Raw genomic sequence first — 18,166 nt, 5'->3', positions numbered from 1 at the left:
CGCTCTTCTCGTCAGCTGCGCGGCATAAAGGCGCGCCCCTCACCGTCACCTCGTCCCAGCAGTTTCCGGCACAGCAGCAGCAGGGTGCTGATGACGTCGATGGTCACCACGCTGAGCATCAGCAGGGTCAGCATGAAGAACCCGAGCAGCGAACCGCCAAGCAGCACCAGCGGTGCAGGCACGCGCACGCGGCGCAGCTTCATGGCGAAATACATTTTCCAGTATTGCTTCTGCGCCAGCAGCGCGCTGCGAATACGGCGCCCCAGGCCTGCGCCTGATTTGCGGGATGTCGAACGACTCATAACTTCTCCTTTTCTGTATGCCCTACAAGTCAATCACAAAGTTCTTAAGAGAGTCTTAACGGGCTCTTGGCGGCCCTGGCTGTCTCACCGAAGTGAGACAACAGCATACGGCAAAAGCTCCCTCAATGCAGCGCACGGCTGACGAAGTGCGAGCTTCATCGGGTTTGTTACACTGAAAGTCATGCCCGTGCAGGGCGCTGAGGGTCGGGAGAAGACGCTGGATGAAAAGAATCAACCGTTATTACGACGCGGCCAAGGCGCATCACACGCCGGAGGGATTTCGCAACCCGGAACCTTCGCGGCGTCAGGAGGGGGATCTTCAACGTTGGCAAGATGAGCGCAAGCGCCAGGGGTTGCCCAAGCCGCCGCAGCAGGGCTACGCGCAATTTACCGAACGCTGGTGGCAGCCGGCCGATCTCAGCGGCAGTGGCGACAGCGTCTGGTGGTTGGGGCATGCCTCGATGCTGCTGCGGTTGAGCGGGCGCTATATCCTGATCGATCCGGCGTTGTCCGAACGCGCATCGCCACTGAGCTTTTACGGCCCGAAGCGCAGAACGCCGCCGCCGCTGACGGTGGAGCAACTGCCGGCGGTGGATGCGGTGCTGATCTCCCATAACCATTATGATCACCTTGACAGGCGCACGGTGCGGCAATTGGCGCGGCGTTTCCCTCAGGCCGAGTTCATCGTGCCGCTCGGCTTGAAGCGCTGGTTCCGCCGTTATCGGCTGAAGGTGCATGAGCTGGACTGGTGGCAGAGTCTGCCGTTGGGCGAGCTGACGGTCTACGCCACGCCGGCGCGGCACTGGAGCATGCGCACGCTGTGGGATCGCAATCGCTCGCTGTGGTGCGGCTGGGTGATCCACCATCCGGCGCTGCGGTTTTATTTTTCCGGCGACAGCGGCTATTCGGAACGGCTGGCGGAGATCGGTCAACGGCTGGGGCCGTTCGACGTGGCGGCGCTGCCCATCGGCGCCTATGCGCCGCGCTGGTTTATGCAGGAGCAGCATATGGATCCGCAGCAGTCGGTGACGCTGTACCGTCAACTGAATCAGCCGCGCGCCATTCCCATTCATTGGGGGGTGTTCGAATTGGCGGATGAATCGCTGGACGAGCCGCCGCAGCAGTTGAACCTGGCGTTGAGTGAAGCGGGGCTGGAGCAGCATCAATTCCATCCGCTGAAGATTGGTGAGCGCATCGCGTTGCAGGACTCACCGTCTGCGTTACCTCATCACCCGGCGGCGCTGCGGGATGAATAAAACCAACGGTTTGAAAGCGCGGCTGTAATTAGCCGAATTGATAAGCACGGGTGGTGATTCAAATAACCCCCTTGTTTTCAGGATTTAATTCAACGTTGAACTTTCGTTATTGATAAGACTATTCCGGCTATTGAGGTTAATGATATTCGGATTATTTATGATGAACCCACCGGCAAGCGGGAGAGGTGTCGGCGCTTTGCATGTTTATGCATCCGTTGTGCAGGGCGGATGCGTCACCGCTGGCCCGTTCGCCGTGCTCGCCCGCGCCGTTTGGCGGCAGGGCTGAAAGCCGATGATGAATGGGCTTTCCGGCGGTAAATGGTCGGAGGAGCGATGAATAAATTGGCCCCCGTTCATCGATATTCAAATGTTGCATATCAAATTCCATAAAGATTCAAATTTTTTAACGCTATAAGCGGCAAAAAAGCGGAAATGACGAGACAGATAGGCGTCAATACGATGAAAGTTTTGTTAAAACGCCAGCAGAATGCGGGGTCTGGCGCAGTGATTTTAGCAAGCAGAAAATAGCCGATGCTTCAACATCTTTTGGCCTATTTAAGCAAATGTGGCTCTCGACCGTTTCAAATATGTGCGACATGTCGTTCAGTGATTAAAAATGGCTTGCCATCGCATACAGAGTATGTGATAACGCATCTGGGTAAAACGAGGTACAGTTCTGTATATGTGTGGCATTTTCAGTAAAGAAGTTCTGAGTAAAGACGTTAGCGTTGAATACCGCTTCTCTGCCGATCCTTATCTTAGTGCCTCAAGCAGTAACGACTCTAGTTTGTCTATGTAACGCCTACGGGCGGTTTAAACAATCCAAAGGAAATACTCAAGATGGCAAAGATCAAAGGTCAAGTTAAGTGGTTCAACGAGTCTAAAGGTTTCGGTTTCATCACCCCGGCTGACGGCAGCAAAGACGTGTTCGTACACTTCTCTGCAATCCAGGGTAACGGCTTCAAAACCCTGGCTGAAGGCCAGAACGTTGAGTTCGAAATCCAAGATGGCCAGAAAGGCCCATCTGCAGTAAACGTTACTGCTATCTAATCAGCGTCAGCTGTACAAAAAGCCCGCCTTCGCGCGGGCTTTTTCGTTTCCGTCATTCGGCGACGATGACGATGCCGGCGTACTGGTTGCGGCCTTTAATGCCCGGATGCGTCGGATCCTGCGCGCGCCGATGGCTGTTGCGGCGATAGCTGGTGTATTTGAAGCGCTGCGGCCGCTGCGGATCGACGTCCGGCGTGCAGATAGTGCAACTGCCTGAGCGGTCAACGGCGGCGAAGCCGAGCGTCGTCAGCTTGTATTCGGCGATCGCGGCCAGATCCAGATGCCGATAGTGCGGGCTGATCAGCGAAGCGGGCAGCGGCAGACGCTGTTTAAAGTTTTCCACCAGCGCTTCGTCAACTTCGTAACAGCACGGGCCGGCGGCGGGGCCGATGGAGGCCACCCAATCGGCGGTGTCGCCGTCCTGGCGAATGCGGGCCGCCATCTGTTCCAGAATACCGTCCAGCAACCCGCGCCAGCCGGCGTGTACCGCCGCGATGGCGCCGCCGTCACGACGGCTGAACAGCACCGGCAGGCAATCCGCCGTCAGCACGCTGAGCAGAATGCCGGGCTGGCGCGTGTAGAAGCCATCGGCCTCACCGCACGTCTGCGCCGGTTGCAGCACATCGACGATGCGGGTGCCATGCACCTGCTTCTTTTCCGGCAATGTGGCGCTGTAGGGCAGCAGATGCCCCGGCAGCAGCGCGAGTTTGCTGCCGAAGCCGTGCTGAATGTGGGGCACCGCATCGAGCAGCGCGGAACGATCGCTCATAAATTATTTTCACCTGCGTGAGAAAACAGACTCTCAGTGTAGCCAGCTTTTTCCCCGCTTGGCCAGGTGTTGTTGGCGATGAAAGCGAGCGGGGATGCGCCTTGCATCAAACTGGCGCCTTCTTTAGACTAGCCGCGCCCTGTCTCTCTGGAAGCCCATTCATGTCTTATCAATGTCCCCTGTGTCATCAGCCGCTGCATTTTTCGTCTCAACAATGGCGTTGCGACGGCAATCATCAGTTCGATCAGGCCAAAGAGGGCTACGTCAATCTGCTGCCGGTACAGCACAAGCGATCGAAACAGCCGGGAGACAGCGCGGAAATGATGCAGGCGCGGCGCGCGTTTCTCGACGGTGGATATTATCAGCCGTTGCAAGCGCAGGTGGCCGAGTGGCTGGATGTGGCGCTGGCGGCCGATGCTGGCGCGTTATTGGACATAGGCTGTGGGGAAGGGTATTACACCGCCGCCGTGGCCTCACGGCTGGCCCAGGGGCGCAATATGGCGGTCTACGGGTTGGACGTCGCGAAGGTGGCGATCCGCTATGCCGCCAAACGTTATCCGGCGGTCTCGTTCTGCGTCGCCTCCAGCCACCGCTTGCCGTTCGCCGACGGGGCGCTGGATGCGGTCTTGCGCATCTACGCCCCTTGCAAGGCGCAGGAGCTGGCGCGGGTGGTGAAGCCGGGCGGCGTGGTAGTGACGGTTTCGCCGGGCCCGCGTCATCTGTACCAGCTGAAAGAGCGGGTGTACCAGCAGGTGCAGCTGCATGCCGAACAGGACGAACAGTTCGATGGGTTCGACTGCGAGCGCAAAGAGGCGCTGGCCTATACGATGACCTTGCCGGGCGCGCAGGCCGCCAACCTGCTGCAGATGACGCCGTTCGCCTGGCGCGCCACGCCGGAAGTGCAACAGCGGTTGGCCGAGGGCGGGGAGTTTGTGTGCGAGACGGATTTCGTCCTGGCGCTGTACCGACGTCGCGCTTAAAAGGCGCGGCGTCCAGAAACAAAAAAACCTGCCGCGGCAGGTTTTTTTGCAGTTCGGTCGCCTCAGGCCAGGTAGCCGAGGTGTTCCAGCAGGATGTTGACGCCGATACCTATCAGCACCACGCCGCCGAGGATCTCGGCGCGTTTGCCGAGCAGCGGGCCGATAAAGCGGCCGATCATCATGCCCAGCGTCGCCATGATCATGGTGGCGCAGCCGATGGCCATCGCGGTGTGCACGATATTCACCTGCAGGAAGGCCAGGCCGACGCCGATCGCCATGGCGTCGAGGCTGGTGGCGATGGCGGTGGCGACCAATAACCAGAAACCATGGCGTTTGACCTTCTCTTCTTCGTCGGGCCTGTTGCGCACCCCTTCGACGATCATGCGCATGCCGAGAATGAACAGCAGCGAGAAGGCGACCCAGTGGTCCCATTCCATGATGTATTGGCTGGCGAACAGGCCGATGGCCCAACCGATGAGCGGGGTGATCGCTTCCACCACGCCGAAGATCAGGCCGGTGCGGATCGCTTCGCGAAAACGGGGTTGATGCAGGCTGGCGCCTTTGCCAATTGAAGCGGCGAAAGCATCCATGGACATGCCGAAAGCGAGAATAAGCGTTGCTGAAAGGTTCATGTGAAATAGCCTCGGCCGGGTGGCTCCATATACACGTAACCCACCCCCAACCAAACGACGGAGTTACGTGTCTATGGTCTCGCCAACCTTACCTGGCTGCCCGCACCACGTTTCATACGGCGAAACGAGTATGTTGATACGGGCGTTTCTGGTTTTTATTCTCCAGAAACCGGCTACTCCCCAATGACGGCGCAACCATACCATATTATTTCAGCCATCGACAACCTTATTCTTTGGCTATATTGGCTCTTAATTGAGACTCGTTTTCATTAATCTGAGTTCATGCGGGAATATAATGTAGCCGGGGGTAACAATGTTGCGGAAATAATAGTCAGAAAGGAAATGGCGCTGCCGATTAATTGTCCACAAGCAGCGCGGGGTTTGAGCGATAACGGAATGGATTTATTTTTATTTATTGATTATCAACGAAAAAGTGATAAATCTTCTCCAGGTCGTCCAGGTGAGTTACCTGAACCAACAGCCGGCGCTGTTCCAGGTCGATGGCCAGAATGCCATCCTCCGATAAATTCATGGCTTTAATGCGGTTATATTCGACAAACACATTGGCGAAGAAAAAACCGTGCGCTTTAAACACCATCTTGGGCGAGCGAATATAAGCGATATAGATGGCGAGCAGCGCCAAAGAAATAAGCAGGTAAGTGGTTAATGCCGCGCCGTTGGTGGTGACGTTGCGGTAAATCAGAATGGCGATCAGGCCGACGAAAATCAGGCTGTCGAGCCGGTTGCGGCGTTTGAGCGGCACTTTGAGCCGCGTTTTGCCTTTCAGCAGATCCATGCCGAATTCGTCATACAGCGAATACAGCAACAGCAGGGCGATGAACAGCATCAGTACGGCGTCGGTCAGTGACATCTCTTGCTCCACACATAAAAAAGCCGGGGGTTGCCCCCCGGCCGTTTCGAACGATTACAGGCCCAGCAGGCCAATCCAATAGCCAAAGATACCGATGACGAAGAAGCCGATGATGATCCACAGCGCGTTGACTTTCTTGCGCAGCAGCCACATGCAGGCGAAGGTCAGCAGCAACGGCACCAGGCCCGGCATCAGCTGGTCGAGGATAGTCTGCACCGTGGTGACGTTGGTATGCCCGGTCTGGTCGGTTATCTTGGACACCACCAGCGGGATATTCACGTGCGTCCACTTGTTGACCAGCGCCCCCATCACAAACAGGCCGAGAATGGACGCTCCTTCCGTCAGTTTTTGCAGGAAGCCGCCGCCCATGTCGTTGACGATATCCACCCCTTTACGGTAACCGTAGGCCACGCCGTAGTAGCGGGTCAGCAGGCGCACCAGGTTGAACAGCACGAAGAACAGGATCGGTCCGAGCAGGCTGCCGCTCATGGCGATGCCGGCGCCGAGCGCGGCGAACACCGGCCGCACGGTGCCCCAGAAAATCGGGTCACCGACGCCTGCCAACGGCCCCATCAAACCGACCTTGATGCCGTTGATCGCGCCGTCGTCGATCGGCGCGCCGTTGGCGCGTTGCTCTTCCATCGCCATGGTCACGCCGAGCACCGGCGCCGCCACGTAAGGGTGCGTGTTGAAGAACTCGAGATGGCGTTTGATCGCCTGTTTGCGATCGTCATTGTTTTCCGGATACAGGCGACGGATCACCGGCACCATCGAGAAGCAAAAACCCAGCGCCTGCATGCGTTCGAAGTTCCATGACCCCTGGAACAGGTTAGAGCGCAGGAATACGCCGCGAATGTCGGCCGGCGTGAGTTTCTTTTGAGCAGTTGTATCAACCATTTCTCTCACCTATTCCTAGTCGAGTTCGTTATCGAGATCGTTCGCGTTAGCCGGGCCGGCCTGGACAACCTGAGATTTGTTGTATTTCGGGCTGAGCTGGATATACAGCACGGCCATCACCACGCCGATGACGCCGAGCGCCACCAGGTTGAAGTTGGTGAAGGCGGCGGTAACGAAACCGAGATAGAAGAACGGCATCAGGTAGCCGGCGCGCATCATGTTAATCACCATTGCGTAACCGACCACGACGATCATGCCGCCGGCGATGTTCAGGCCGCTGGTGACCACTTCCGGGATCGAGTTGAGCAGGGCGTGTACCCCGGCGGTGCCGACCGAGATGGCGACGATGACCGCAGGGATGGCGATACGCATCGCCTGCAGCAGCAGGGCACCGATATGGATCCAGGTGATGGCGCGCAGGCTGCCGCGCTCCGCCGCGCTGTCCGCCGCGTGTTGGAAGGCCACGGTGAGGGTGCGCACGATGATGGTCAGCACCTGGCCGGCCGCCGCCAGCGGAATGGCCAGCGCGATACCGGCGCCGACGCTCTGCCCACCGGCGATGACCAGAATGGTCGAGATGATGGACGCCAAGGCGGCATCCGGCGCGACCGCCGCACCGATGTTCATCCAGCCGAGGGCGATCATTTCCAGCGTACCGCCGATGATGATGCCGGTTTTCATGTCGCCGAGGATGAAGCCGATCAGGGTACAGGCGACCAGCGGGCGATGGAACTGGAACTCGTCGAGGACGGAACCCATCCCGGCGATACAGGCAACGATAAATATCAGCACAATCTGAAGAGTGGTGATCTCCATTGCACTTCTCCTATGACCAAAAAAGCTCTGAGTAAAATAATCAGCGGCTGGCGCCACTAATTGAGTTTGTTAATCAGGTCCATCATTTTTAGCCGGCTGTCGGACGAGACCTTACGCACCTCCAGCTCGATACCGCGGTCGTTCAGCTTCTTAAACGCTTCGATATCTTTTTCATCGACGGAAACGGCGTTGTTCACCTGGGTTTTCCCCTGACGGAACGCCATGCCGCCGATATTGACGGATGTAATCTCGACGCCGCCTTCCACCAGACGCCAAACGTCGGTCGGGTTGGTGAATAACAGCATCACGCGATCGTTGGCGTATTTCGGGTTGTTCCAGACGCGGATGGCCTTCGCCACGTCCACCACGTGAGCGGTGACGCCCGGCGGGGCAACCTGGGTCAACAAGGTCTTGCGCACATGGTCGGCGGCGACCTCATCGCTGACGACGATGATGCGGCTGACGTTGGTCTCTTTGGTCCAGCGGGTGGCGACCTGGCCGTGGATTAAGCGATCGTCGATACGCGCCAGGCCGATTTTCATGTGATCGTTCGGCCCCAACGGCGCCTGAGGAGCAGCGGCTTTCGGGGCGGGTGCTGCGGGTTTTGCGGGTTCTTCTTGCGGTTTTTTCAGCGCTTTCACGCCTTCACGGCCGGTTTCCAACGCCAGCGCCACCAGTTCATCGAAAGCGGGGTTATCGTCCCGCGCCATGAAGGTTTCCACCAGCATCGGGATGTTGACCCCGGTGACGACCTCATAGTTGTCTTTATCGACCGCAATGCGGCTGGCGGCGTTGAACGGGCTGCCGCCCCAGGTATCCACCAGGAACAGCACGCCGCCGCTGGTATCCAATCCACTGATTTTTTCGTTGTACTTGACGATTAACGTTTCGGCATTCTCACCGGGAACGAAGTCTATAAAGGCGACGTTGTCCTGCTCGCCCAATAGCATCTCCGCCGTTTTCAGCAGTTGTTCCGCTGCAGCCCCGTGTGTGCCGATGATAATAGCTATTGCCACTCGCTACCTCCTCGTTGAACTCCAGGCACGGTGTATATCGTTCTTCCGTGCCGTCTTGGCAGTCACTTCCGCGGTTCAGATACATTATGGTAGAAAAAAAGAAACGCACGCCTAACATTTCTCACGCAGTTTCAAATGCCTGTGCGCGATACTTCACGAACGCGTCATTTATTTTAGTGAGTGAAAAAATATTTTTTGTGACGCTGCTCCGCTATTGAATGCTCGGATAAATCTTAACGGTCGTGGGCGAGATGACAGGGCGCAACCTTAAACCGCCGTTGAAAAAGCCGCTTTGTCCGCCAGAAAAATCCTGATACAGTAATTTCCTCTTTCATCACTAAGGAGTGAAGGGCCTCAGCCCTCCCTATGGACTGTCACCGAAGTTACTGTTTTTCCAGGTTTCACCCGCCACCTGCTGGCGTTACATATGCTGTTCGGCCGCTCGGCCACCACCCGGTAATCCCATCCCGTCACCTTGCTATTGTCGACTGCGCCCATGCAGCGGCGGCATCGTCACGTCTGAGCCTCCTGCACTCGTTCCCACTTTTCTCTGGAGTCTGATATGGAATTTTTAATGGACCCCTCTATCTGGGCGGGGTTGCTTACGCTGGTGGTGCTGGAAATCGTGCTGGGCATCGACAACCTGGTGTTCATTGCCATTTTGGCCGACAAGCTGCCGCCGAAGCAGCGTGATAAAGCGCGCATCATCGGCCTGTCGCTGGCATTGCTGATGCGTTTGGGCCTGTTGTCGGTGATCTCCTGGATGGTGACGCTGACCACGCCGCTGTTCAGCGTCGGCGATTTCAGCTTCTCGGGCCGCGATCTTATCCTGCTGTTCGGCGGGGTGTTCCTGTTGTTCAAAGCCACCATGGAGCTGCATGAACGGCTGGAAGGGCAGACGCACCAGGACGGCGCCAACCGCGGTTACGCCAAGTTCTGGGCGGTGGTGGTGCAGATCGTCATCCTCGACGCGGTGTTCTCGCTCGATGCGGTGATTACCGCCGTGGGCATGGTGAACGATCTGCCGGTGATGATGGCGGCGGTGGTGATCGCGATGGCGGTGATGCTGTTGGCGTCCAAACCGTTGACTAACTTCGTTAACGCGCACCCGACCATTGTGGTGCTGTGCCTGAGCTTCCTGTTGATGATCGGCCTGAGCCTGATCGCCGAAGGCTTCGGCTTGCATATTCCTAAAGGTTATCTGTACGCCGCGATCGGCTTCTCGATCCTGATTGAATTGTTCAACCAGATCGCGCGTCGCAACTTCATCAAGCATCAGGCGCGTCGCCCGATGCGCGAGCGCACCGCGGAAGCGATCATGCGCCTGATGGGGCAGCAGCGCGCGCAGCAGACGGACGATGCGGTCGCCTTGCCGCGGGATGAAACCTTTGCGGAGGAAGAGCGTTATATGATCAGCGGCGTGCTGACGCTGGCCTCGCGCTCATTGCGCAGCGTGATGACGCCGCGCACCGAGATTTCCTGGGTCGATTGCGAGCGCTCTCGTGAAGAGGTGCGCGAACAGCTGCTGGACACGCCGCACAGTCTGTTCCCGGTGTGCCGCGATTCGGTGGATGAGATTGTCGGCGTGGTGCGCGCCAAGGATCTGCTGGTGGCGCTGGAGCAGGGTGAAGATATCGCCGAGTTCGCCGCCCGCACGCCGCCGATCGTGGTGCCGGAAACCATGGACGTCATCAAGCTGTTGGCGGTGCTGCGTCGCGCCAAAGGGCGTCTGGTGGTGGTCACCAACGAGTTCGGCGTCGTGCAAGGGCTGGTGACGCCGCTGGACGTGCTGGAAGCGATTGCCGGTGAATTCCCGGACGAAGATGAAACCCCGGACATTGTGGCGGAAGGCGACGGCTGGCTGGTGAAGGGCGGGACCGACCTGCACTCGCTGGAACAGGCGCTGGCCTGCGATGACCTGGTGAGCCCAACCGCGGACTACGCCACCCTGGCGGGGCTGCTGTTGGCCCACTACGGCCAGATGCCGGTGGTGGGGGATACTATCGAGCTGAACCACCTGCGTTTCGATATCGTCGACGTCTCCGAATACCGCATCGAACTGGTGCGTGTCACCCGCGTCGTCTTTGACGAGCCGACGCAGTCGTAACCCGTTCGCCGGAGGCTCAGGCCTCCGGCGGATCCTCTTGCGCATGTCTGACGCGCGATTCGTACTGCTGCAACCACAGCGGGAAAACGTGGATCGGCATCGGTTTGGCGAAATAATACCCCTGCAGGGCATTGACCTCGCGTGAGCGCAGATAGTCAGCCTGTTCCGCCGTTTCTACCCCTTCAGCCACCAACTTCAGCTTCAGCCGCTGCGCCAGCGTAATGATGGTGTCGGTCACCGTGGCGTTTACCGCGTCGGTGCCGATGGCCGCGGTAAACCCGCGGTCGATCTTCAACACGTCCGGGCTGAGGTTTTTCAGGTAGCTCAGCGAACTGTGGCCGGTGCCGAAATCGTCGATGGCCAGCATGATACCCATGTCTTTCAGCGTCCGGATCTGGTCATGCTGGATGGCCGACAGCGCGGTGCGCTCGGTCAGCTCCAGCATCAGTGACGGCATTGGGTGCGCCGGCAGCCAAATCTGGCGGATATCGTCGATGATGTTGAGCGTTTTAAAATGTTCGGCCGCGACGTTGATGCTGATGTAGAACGACGGCCGCGGCGGGAATAGCTGCAGATTTTCCGTCACGGTGTTCATCAGATAACGGGTCAGCGGAATGATCAGCTCATGCTGCTCGGCCAGCGGGATAAACACGTCGGGCGAGATCCACCCCTGCCGTTTCTTTTTCCAACGCAGCAGCATCTCGACGCCGGCGCAGCGGCCGGTATCGCTGTGAATGATCGGTTGGCAGTAAACGCGGAACTCCCGGTGGGTAATGGCATGACCGATGTGATAAGACAGGCTCATACGGTTAGCGGTGAGCAGGTAGACCACGTAGGCCGCCAGCAGGCTGATCAACAGCGCCAGAGGAATATGGCGCGGCAGTGCGGAAAACGCCAGCATGCCGACCTGCGGGCCGAACAGCGAAATCGAGAACGGGTACCGCTCGGAACCGGCGGTGTAACGCAGATCGTTGGTCAGGGTGTCGCGGCGCAGGATTTCACGGCGTCCGTATTCCAGGCTGCTGTCGGCTACGTTCAGCACCATTCGCTGAACATAAGGCTCCTGCGGTTCGAGTAAAAAGTTCGATAACAGCTCGATATTGAAGACGTGCAGAACGCCGCTGGTTCTATCGCCGGGGGAGGGTGTCCACATCACCAACGTGGGCAGTCCTTTGCTCACCGCCAACGAAGGACGCAGCGCCAGCTTGACGTTGCTGTTGACGAAAATCGGCAGCACGGCGGCCAACTGATAATGACGGGCGCCAAACAGGCTGGAGCAGTAGATGACGCCATTTTTTACCAGCAGCATGGCGCGCAGCGCCTGATTTTGCGCAGCGCGAAAGCGTAGGGTCGATGAGACGTTCTCGCAGGGTTGTTCCAGCATGTCCATACTGCGTTCCGCCTGCAGCTGTGCGGGGGACAGCAGCTGGTCAATCTTGCCGACGGTGCGGGTGGCCAACGTTTGCTGGCTCTGCTCGATGCTTTTGACCTCTTGATAGTAACGGGTATACAGCGATACCAACAGAATAGCCGCGCCCACCGCTCCGGCCAGCAGCCAACGGTAGTAACGATATTGGGACGCGGCGAGGTGGGTCATCAACATCCGGTAAATCCTTGTTCGGTAATCCAGCTCCGAGTCACGGTCAGGCCATAGATCCTTAAGTTACGCTCGGCTAATTCTAGCCTGAGGTTATACAAGATTGATGGTAACTCAGTAAATTATTTCGATTTGGCAAAACAGAAGGTCAATTTGCAGGCTAACCGCCGGATCGATGAGAAAAATGCAGGATTTTTTCTGGTGACATTGTCACAAAAACGCTCAATGAATTGATTACCCATAAAAAACCCCGCCGGATGGCGGGGTTGTCGGTCAGTCGCATTGCACCTTGATAGCCAGGCCGCCGCGTGATGTTTCTCGATACTTGGCGTTCATGTCTTTGCCGGTTTCATACATGGTCTCGATCACCTTATCCAGCGAAACGCGCGGTTCGCTGGTGCGGCGCAGGGCCATGCGGGCGGCATTGATCGCCTTGACCGAGGCGATGGCGTTGCGCTCAATGCACGGCACCTGCACCTGGCCGGCGACCGGATCGCAGGTCAGACCCAGGTTGTGTTCCATGCCGATTTCCGCCGCCACGCATACCTGCTCAGGGCTGCCGCCCAGCAGTTCGGCCAGGCCGGCCGCCGCCATGGAGCAGGCAACGCCGACTTCACCCTGACAGCCGACTTCGGCGCCGGAAATGGAGGCGTTCATCTTGTACAGCGCGCCGATGGCGCCCGCCGCCATAAAGTAGCGGATATAGATGTCCGGGCTGACGGACTCGATGAAGTGATCGTAGTAAGCCAGCACGGCAGGCACGATGCCGCAGGCGCCGTTGGTCGGCGCGGTGACGACGCGGCCGCCGGCGGCGTTTTCTTCGTTAACCGCCAGCGCGAACATGTTGACCCAGTCGATCACGTTCATCGGATCGTTGGACAGTTTATCCGACGCCACCAGCATGCGGCGCAGCGCGGAGGCACGGCGCGGCACGCGCAGCGGGCCCGGCAGCACGCCTTCGGTGTTCAGACCGCGATCGATGCAGGCGCGCATGGTTTGCCAGACGTTACCGAAGTAGGTGTCGATCTCTTGCATGCTGTGCAGCGCCAGTTCGTTCTGCATCACCATGCCGGACAGCGACAGCCCGGTATCGCGACAGTGGTCGAGCATTTCGCGCGCGGAATTGAACGGATAAGGCATTTGCAGTTCTTGCTCGGCGGCCTTGCCGAAGTTCTCTTCATCGACGATGAAGCCGCCGCCGATAGAATAATAGGTCTTGCTGTACACTTCTTTATCGCCGGCGAAGGCGTGGACCTGCATACCGTTTTCGTGCAGCGGCAGGTTGTCGCTGCGGAAGACCATGCCGCCGTCGCGCGGGAAATCGACTTCATGCAGGCCGTTGGCCAGCATCAGGCGTTGACGTTGTTCTACATCGCGAATAAAACCCGGAATGCTATCGATATCGACGGTGTCCGGCATGTTGCCGGCCAGGCCGAGAATGATAGCGATATCGGTATGGTGACCTTTGCCGGTCAATGAGAGTGAGCCGTAAACGTCTACGGCAACACGCGTGATAGAAGGCATCAGGCCTTTATTTACCAGATCGTCGACAAACTGTTTGCCGGCTTTCATCGGTCCAACCGTATGAGAGCTGGACGGGCCGATGCCGATCTTAAACATGTCGAAAACGCTAATCACGCTAAAACTCCTTAAAGAGACGTATTGTTATGGCTGCGGCGGTTAAAAACCGCGCAGGGAACAGCGATATTGTAAAAGGGCCGTGCGGGTTCGGCTGCCTTTTTCGCATGAAATTAAATAATCCGTGGTGTCGCTTTTTTTACTGATTACCCGGGGCGAACCCTTGTGCGGGGCATCCGCTTTCGCCCAAGCTCCATTAACGGTAATCGCGCCAGCTTTCCTTGCTGAACGCCGCCGGCTTAATCCCTGTTTCTACAGTGGTTTATCTCGGACGGTGGTATTTTACAGGTATTTCGTAAGGTTTAAGAGAGGGTTTACAGTTTTTTTAAAACCATTCAACCGGAACGGTAGTTGAAAAAGCGATCAAATGAAGTGATTTCGATCGCTTTACCCGCAGCGGAGGCCGGCAACCGTGCCAGATTGCGAGTCAGATCACGCAATGCCGGCTAAATACTGACTTGCTGCGCCAGGCGGCGAATGATGGCGGCGGTCAGCCCCCAGATAAACTGGCTGTGGTACCAGGAAAGGTAAATCCGGTGCGTATGGCCGGCGCGATGAATGTCCAGCGGGTAGTAACGCGACAGGGTCAGCGCCTCCCGCAAAGGCATTTCAAACACGTCAGCCACTTCGCCTTCGTTGGCGCGGAACTGCACGTCCGGCGAGACCAGGCCGACGATAGGCGTGACCTGAAATCCGGTGCTGCTGTCGAGCGGCGCCATTTGGCCGAGTATGGTAACCGCCTGTGGCGGTATCGCCACTTCTTCCTGCGCTTCTCGCAGCGCCGTCACGATCGCCGACCCGTCTTCAGCGTCGGTTTTACCGCCGGGGAAGGCCACCTGGCCGGCATGTTTGCGCAGCGAGTCGGCGCGGCGGGTCAACAGCAGCGTTGGCTCGGCGCGACAGACGATCGGGATCAGCACCGCGGCCGGGCGCACATTGTGCGAGATCTGCGCCGCCTGCGGCAGCTGCAGTTGGAAACGGCTGATAAAGGCGTGCAGTGAGGCCGGTGCATTTGGTGGGATCACGATTGGGCGCACTCCCCGAGCTGCGGCAGAATGCGGCCAACCTTGTCGAAGGTCTCCTGATATTCCGCCTGTTCCTGGCTGTCCGCCACGATGCCGCCGCCGGCGGAGCAATGGATGCGGCCGTTTTCGGTGACGAGCGTGCGAATAGTGATGTTGGTGTCCATGGTGCCGCAGGCGCTCAGGTAACCGATGCTGCCGCAATAGGCGTTGCGACGCTGCGGCTCCAGTTCTTCGATGATTTCCATCGCCCGCACCTTGGGCGCGCCGGTGATCGAGCCGCCGGGGAAGCAGGCGCGCAGCAGTTCGGTCGCCGAGGCGGTGTCCGGCAGGGTTGCGGTGATGGTGCTCACCAGGTGGTGCACCGCCGGGAACGGCTCCACGATGAACAGTTCCGGCACGCGCACGCTGCCGGGCTGGGCGACGCGGCCGATATCGTTGCGCAGCAGATCGACAATCATCAGATTTTCAGCGCGATCTTTGGGCGAACCGGCCAAACGACGAGCCTGTGCGGCGTCTTGTTCTGCGTCCGCCAGCCGCGGCAGCGTGCCCTTGATCGGGCGGGTTTGGATGCGCTGCTGCTCCAGCCACAGGAAGCGCTCGGGAGAAACGCTCAACACGCTGTTGTGAGGCAGACGCAAGAACGCGGAGAACGGCGCGCGGTTGCTGGCGCTCAATTGGCAAAACGCCTGCCATTCATCTCCCTGATAGTCTGCGGAGAATCGCTGCGCCAGATTGATTTGGTAACAGTCGCCGCTGCGCAGGTAGTGCTGAATGCGTTGGAACTTCTCGCCGTACTGCTGCCGGCTCATATTGGCGCGCCAATCGCTCAGCAGTGTGAAAGGGCGTGCCGCAGGCGCGGTTTGGCTATTGAGCCAGCGCCAGCGCTGTTCCACGTCGCCATAGCTGAGCAGCGTCAGCGTTTGCAGCCGGTGGTCGGCGATCAGCGCCCAGTCATAAATGCCCACCGCCATGTCCGGTAAGGCGAGGTCGGCTTCGGCCAACTGCGGCAAGCTTTCCACCCGCCGCCCAAGATCGTAGCCGAACAGCCCCAGGGCGCCGCCCTGAAACGGCAGATCCGGATTAAAGGCCGGTTGCCAACCTTGCGCCACCATCTGCTGTTGCAACAACTCAAACGGATCTTGTTGCGACCGTATTGTTACGTCGTCACTTATGATTTCCGTGGTGGCGCCATGAGTCGTGAGAGTAATGCGCGGCTGCGCGACCAGAATATCGAAGCGGTTGTGCGAATGGTCGGCAAAGCCCGAGTGCAGCAGCATCGCCCAAGGCTGCGATGAAAGCGGGGCAAAAAGCGTCATCAGGGCGCTGCGATGGTAGGGCAAAGACTTTATGTTTGGGGCGGTTACGCTCATGAACGTCAATAAACCTGGCTGTGAAGACGGCAATATCTGGCGGCTAGTGTGCCATAGACGGCCATGGCATGCATGTTTTGCCATGCGAGACATGCAGCACACCTCACATAAACGACAGTTCAATAAACCTGAAATAAGGCATTTTTTGCGCCATTGTTTATACTTCGATATGTTAAAAATTTAACGTCAAAATAACTGAAAGCATTTTTCACCGAGGGCGCAAGACCCGAGAAATATAAAGACAACTCGTTAATTTCACACTTTTATTGTTGCTCGCTTTTATTAAGCGGGCGATGCGAAACGGTTTTGCCTGTGTTTTTTAAGGTGGCCGTCTTGTGAAAGTTATTCCTTGTTGTGGAACGCTTTTCTTGTAGAAAGCATGAAAAGACAAACAAGATGAATCTTATTTGGCTCGCGGCGGAAATGTGAATGTTCGCGTCATATTTTCGCTCGGGCGCTGAAGCGATTTCTATTTTTCAAAAAAATAAAATTATCATTTTGTTACATTATTATTGAAGAGCTGCCTATGTCGTTAATGCTGAGCGTCATCGTCCCGATGCACAATGCGGGAGAACTGTTAGAACCTTTCCTGGCTTCGTTGCTTGCTCAACGAGAACAGCGGTTGGAGGTGATCATCGTTAACGATGGTTCCACCGACGGTTCGGGGGAGGTCGCCCACCGCTATGCGGCGGCGCATCCGCATATTCGGGTTATCGATCAGGCGAACGCCGGCGTTTCCAATGCGCGTAATGCCGGGCTCGCCGTTGCCCGAGGAAAATACGTGGCGTTTCCCGACGCTGACGATCTGCTGGCGCCGGAAATGTATTCCACGCTGCTCGAGCAGGCCGAACGGCACCAATTAGACGTGATGCAATGCAATGGCGAACGCTATTTTGCCAGCCAGGACGAATTGCAGCCGATTTTTCCTCAGGAGCGTTTACGCACCACTGATGTTATCACTGGCGTTCAATGGTTCGAACGCGCGTTGAAATCGCGAAAGTTTATTCACGTTGTGTGGTTGGCGATATATCGTCTCGATTTTATCCGCCAGCATCGGCTCTATTTTGAACCGGGCTTACATCACCAGGATATTCCCTGGACGACGGAGGTCATGTTTAATGCCAAGCGGGTCAAATATTTAAGCACGCCGCTGTACCGCCAACGGGTGCACGACAAGTCGATCAGCAATCGCCGCCGCACCGGCAAGGCTAACGTGGATTATCAGCGCCACTATATGAAAATCGTCGAAATGCTGGAGCGGCTCAACCTGCGTTATGCGAACACCATCGCCATTCGGCCGGCGTTCCATTGGCAGATCACCCGCGAAGCGCTGGGGATTTGCCACAGCATTCGCCGTGAGCCGGATCCGGCCGCTCAGAATCAGATTACCGAGGAATTTTACCAACGTGGCATCGACAGAGCGATGCTCGCCAATGCGCGCGGCGTGAAGCAGGGGTGGCATGTCATGCTGTGGCGGCACCGTTTAAAGCAGTGGCGCAACGATAACGGCTGTTCACAGCCGGCCTGAGGCACAAGACGTTGGGATCCGCCGCGTTAGCGCGTATACTCCTTCTCCCTTTTGCCGGAGAGAACGACACATGCATGCAGGTATGCCATTACTGAGCCACGCGGAGCAGCAGGAAGCGGCGGATCGCATCCATCAGCTGATGGAACAGGGCATGAGCAGCGGTGAGGCCATTGCTCGCGTTGCGCAGGAAATTCGTGAGAAGCATCAGGGCGCTCATGTCGCGGTGCTGTTCGATGACGAAGACGAACAGCAGGATGCCGCGCCGGAGGCGTCGCGGGATGACGATGCTGAAGAAGACGAAGACTATTGATG

Annotated in this window: 18 protein-coding genes and 1 riboswitch; of the genes, 7 read left to right on the top strand and 11 right to left on the bottom strand. The window is 57.8% G+C overall.

Going from position 1 to position 18,166, the window contains the following annotated elements:
* Nucleotides 1–11 precede the first annotated feature (11 nt).
* On the bottom strand, nt 12–302 hold the full coding sequence (locus CPH57_RS10565) for a hypothetical protein (protein WP_033643389.1): 291 nt from the start codon (nt 300–302) through the stop codon (nt 12–14).
* 221 nt (nt 303–523) lie between these two features.
* Here CPH57_RS10565 and CPH57_RS10560 point away from each other — a divergent pair, with 221 nt between their 5' ends.
* From CPH57_RS10560 to cspE, 3 genes are all read left to right on the top strand, one after another.
* Nucleotides 524–1,558 carry an MBL fold metallo-hydrolase gene (locus CPH57_RS10560; RefSeq protein ID WP_046896659.1) on the top strand — a complete coding sequence of 345 codons (1,035 nt, stop codon included), beginning with the start codon at nt 524–526 and terminating at the stop codon, nt 1,556–1,558.
* 682 nt (nt 1,559–2,240) lie between these two features.
* Complete coding sequence (locus CPH57_RS10555; protein ID WP_002211058.1) at nt 2,241–2,357, top strand: DUF2627 domain-containing protein; 117 nt, start codon at nt 2,241–2,243, stop codon at nt 2,355–2,357.
* Nucleotides 2,358–2,398: 41 nt separating this feature from the next.
* The gene (gene cspE / locus CPH57_RS10550; RefSeq protein WP_002221949.1) at nt 2,399–2,608 is read left to right on the top strand and encodes a transcription antiterminator/RNA stability regulator CspE; all 210 of its coding nucleotides are present in this window, start codon (nt 2,399–2,401) and stop codon (nt 2,606–2,608) included.
* Between the two features lie 52 nt (nt 2,609–2,660).
* On the opposite strand, the gene pgeF is transcribed toward cspE, so the two are convergent.
* Nucleotides 2,661–3,377 carry a peptidoglycan editing factor PgeF gene (gene pgeF / locus CPH57_RS10545; protein ID WP_096242325.1) on the bottom strand — a complete coding sequence of 239 codons (717 nt, stop codon included), beginning with the start codon at nt 3,375–3,377 and terminating at the stop codon, nt 2,661–2,663.
* 161 nt (nt 3,378–3,538) lie between these two features.
* On the opposite strand from pgeF, the gene rlmA reads away from it, so the two are divergent.
* Complete coding sequence (gene rlmA / locus CPH57_RS10540) at nt 3,539–4,357, top strand: 23S rRNA (guanine(745)-N(1))-methyltransferase (RefSeq protein ID WP_096242324.1); 819 nt, start codon at nt 3,539–3,541, stop codon at nt 4,355–4,357.
* A gap of 62 nt (nt 4,358–4,419) precedes the next feature.
* On the opposite strand, the gene mntP is transcribed toward rlmA, so the two are convergent.
* The 5 genes from mntP to manX all read right to left on the bottom strand — a co-directional run bounded on the left by mntP (nt 4,420) and on the right by manX (nt 8,589).
* The gene (gene mntP / locus CPH57_RS10535) at nt 4,420–4,989 is read right to left on the bottom strand and encodes a manganese efflux pump MntP (RefSeq protein ID WP_025159822.1); all 570 of its coding nucleotides are present in this window, start codon (nt 4,987–4,989) and stop codon (nt 4,420–4,422) included.
* Nucleotides 4,990–4,996: 7 nt separating this feature from the next.
* Nucleotides 4,997–5,183, bottom strand: a riboswitch (yybP-ykoY riboswitch).
* A 218-nt stretch (nt 5,184–5,401) separates the two neighbouring features.
* Nucleotides 5,402–5,860 (bottom strand): DUF986 family protein, encoded by a 459-nt coding sequence (locus CPH57_RS10530; RefSeq protein WP_033643385.1) that lies wholly within the window; start codon nt 5,858–5,860, stop codon nt 5,402–5,404.
* A 54-nt stretch (nt 5,861–5,914) separates the two neighbouring features.
* The gene (locus CPH57_RS10525) at nt 5,915–6,757 is read right to left on the bottom strand and encodes a PTS mannose transporter subunit IID (RefSeq protein ID WP_033634889.1); all 843 of its coding nucleotides are present in this window, start codon (nt 6,755–6,757) and stop codon (nt 5,915–5,917) included.
* A 15-nt stretch (nt 6,758–6,772) separates the two neighbouring features.
* Nucleotides 6,773–7,573: a PTS mannose/fructose/sorbose transporter subunit IIC gene (locus CPH57_RS10520; protein ID WP_033634888.1), complete on the bottom strand. Its 801-nt coding sequence runs from the start codon at nt 7,571–7,573 to the stop codon at nt 6,773–6,775.
* A 56-nt stretch (nt 7,574–7,629) separates the two neighbouring features.
* Nucleotides 7,630–8,589, bottom strand: a complete 960-nt coding sequence (manX, locus tag CPH57_RS10515) for a PTS mannose transporter subunit IIAB (protein ID WP_042784756.1) — start codon at nt 8,587–8,589, stop codon at nt 7,630–7,632.
* 562 nt (nt 8,590–9,151) lie between these two features.
* On the opposite strand from manX, the gene CPH57_RS10510 reads away from it, so the two are divergent.
* The gene (locus CPH57_RS10510) at nt 9,152–10,696 is read left to right on the top strand and encodes a TerC family protein (RefSeq protein ID WP_033643383.1); all 1,545 of its coding nucleotides are present in this window, start codon (nt 9,152–9,154) and stop codon (nt 10,694–10,696) included.
* 16 nt (nt 10,697–10,712) lie between these two features.
* Here CPH57_RS10510 and CPH57_RS10505 read toward each other — a convergent pair whose 3' ends face one another.
* From CPH57_RS10505 to pabB, 4 genes are all read right to left on the bottom strand, one after another.
* A complete protein-coding gene (locus CPH57_RS10505) occupies nt 10,713–12,299 on the bottom strand; it encodes an EAL domain-containing protein (RefSeq protein WP_033643382.1) in 1,587 nt (528 codons plus the stop codon).
* A 267-nt stretch (nt 12,300–12,566) separates the two neighbouring features.
* Nucleotides 12,567–13,931 (bottom strand): L-serine ammonia-lyase, encoded by a 1,365-nt coding sequence (gene sdaA, locus CPH57_RS10500; RefSeq protein ID WP_096242323.1) that lies wholly within the window; start codon nt 13,929–13,931, stop codon nt 12,567–12,569.
* 446 nt (nt 13,932–14,377) lie between these two features.
* Nucleotides 14,378–14,956, bottom strand: coding sequence for a CoA pyrophosphatase (locus CPH57_RS10495; RefSeq protein WP_033644292.1), 579 nt, complete (start codon nt 14,954–14,956; stop codon nt 14,378–14,380).
* Entirely contained in the window at nt 14,953–16,326 is a 1,374-nt protein-coding gene (gene pabB, locus CPH57_RS10490) for an aminodeoxychorismate synthase component 1 (protein ID WP_046688496.1), read from the bottom strand. Before pabB ends, CPH57_RS10495 begins: the two co-directional genes overlap by 4 nt.
* Before the next feature lie 526 nt (nt 16,327–16,852).
* On the opposite strand from pabB, the gene CPH57_RS10485 reads away from it, so the two are divergent.
* Nucleotides 16,853–17,854 carry a glycosyltransferase gene (locus tag CPH57_RS10485; RefSeq protein ID WP_096242322.1) on the top strand — a complete coding sequence of 334 codons (1,002 nt, stop codon included), beginning with the start codon at nt 16,853–16,855 and terminating at the stop codon, nt 17,852–17,854.
* A 70-nt stretch (nt 17,855–17,924) separates the two neighbouring features.
* A complete protein-coding gene (locus CPH57_RS10480; RefSeq protein WP_033643378.1) occupies nt 17,925–18,164 on the top strand; it encodes a YoaH family protein in 240 nt (79 codons plus the stop codon).
* The last annotated feature ends 2 nt before the right edge of the window (nt 18,165–18,166 follow it).

Source organism: Serratia sp. JKS000199 (genome assembly GCF_900215455.1).
In the GTDB taxonomy this organism is placed as follows: Bacteria; Pseudomonadota; Gammaproteobacteria; order Enterobacterales; family Enterobacteriaceae; genus Serratia; species Serratia ureilytica.
The sequence above is the reverse complement of the archived record's forward strand: the minus strand, read 5'-3'. Positions and strand labels throughout refer to the sequence as shown.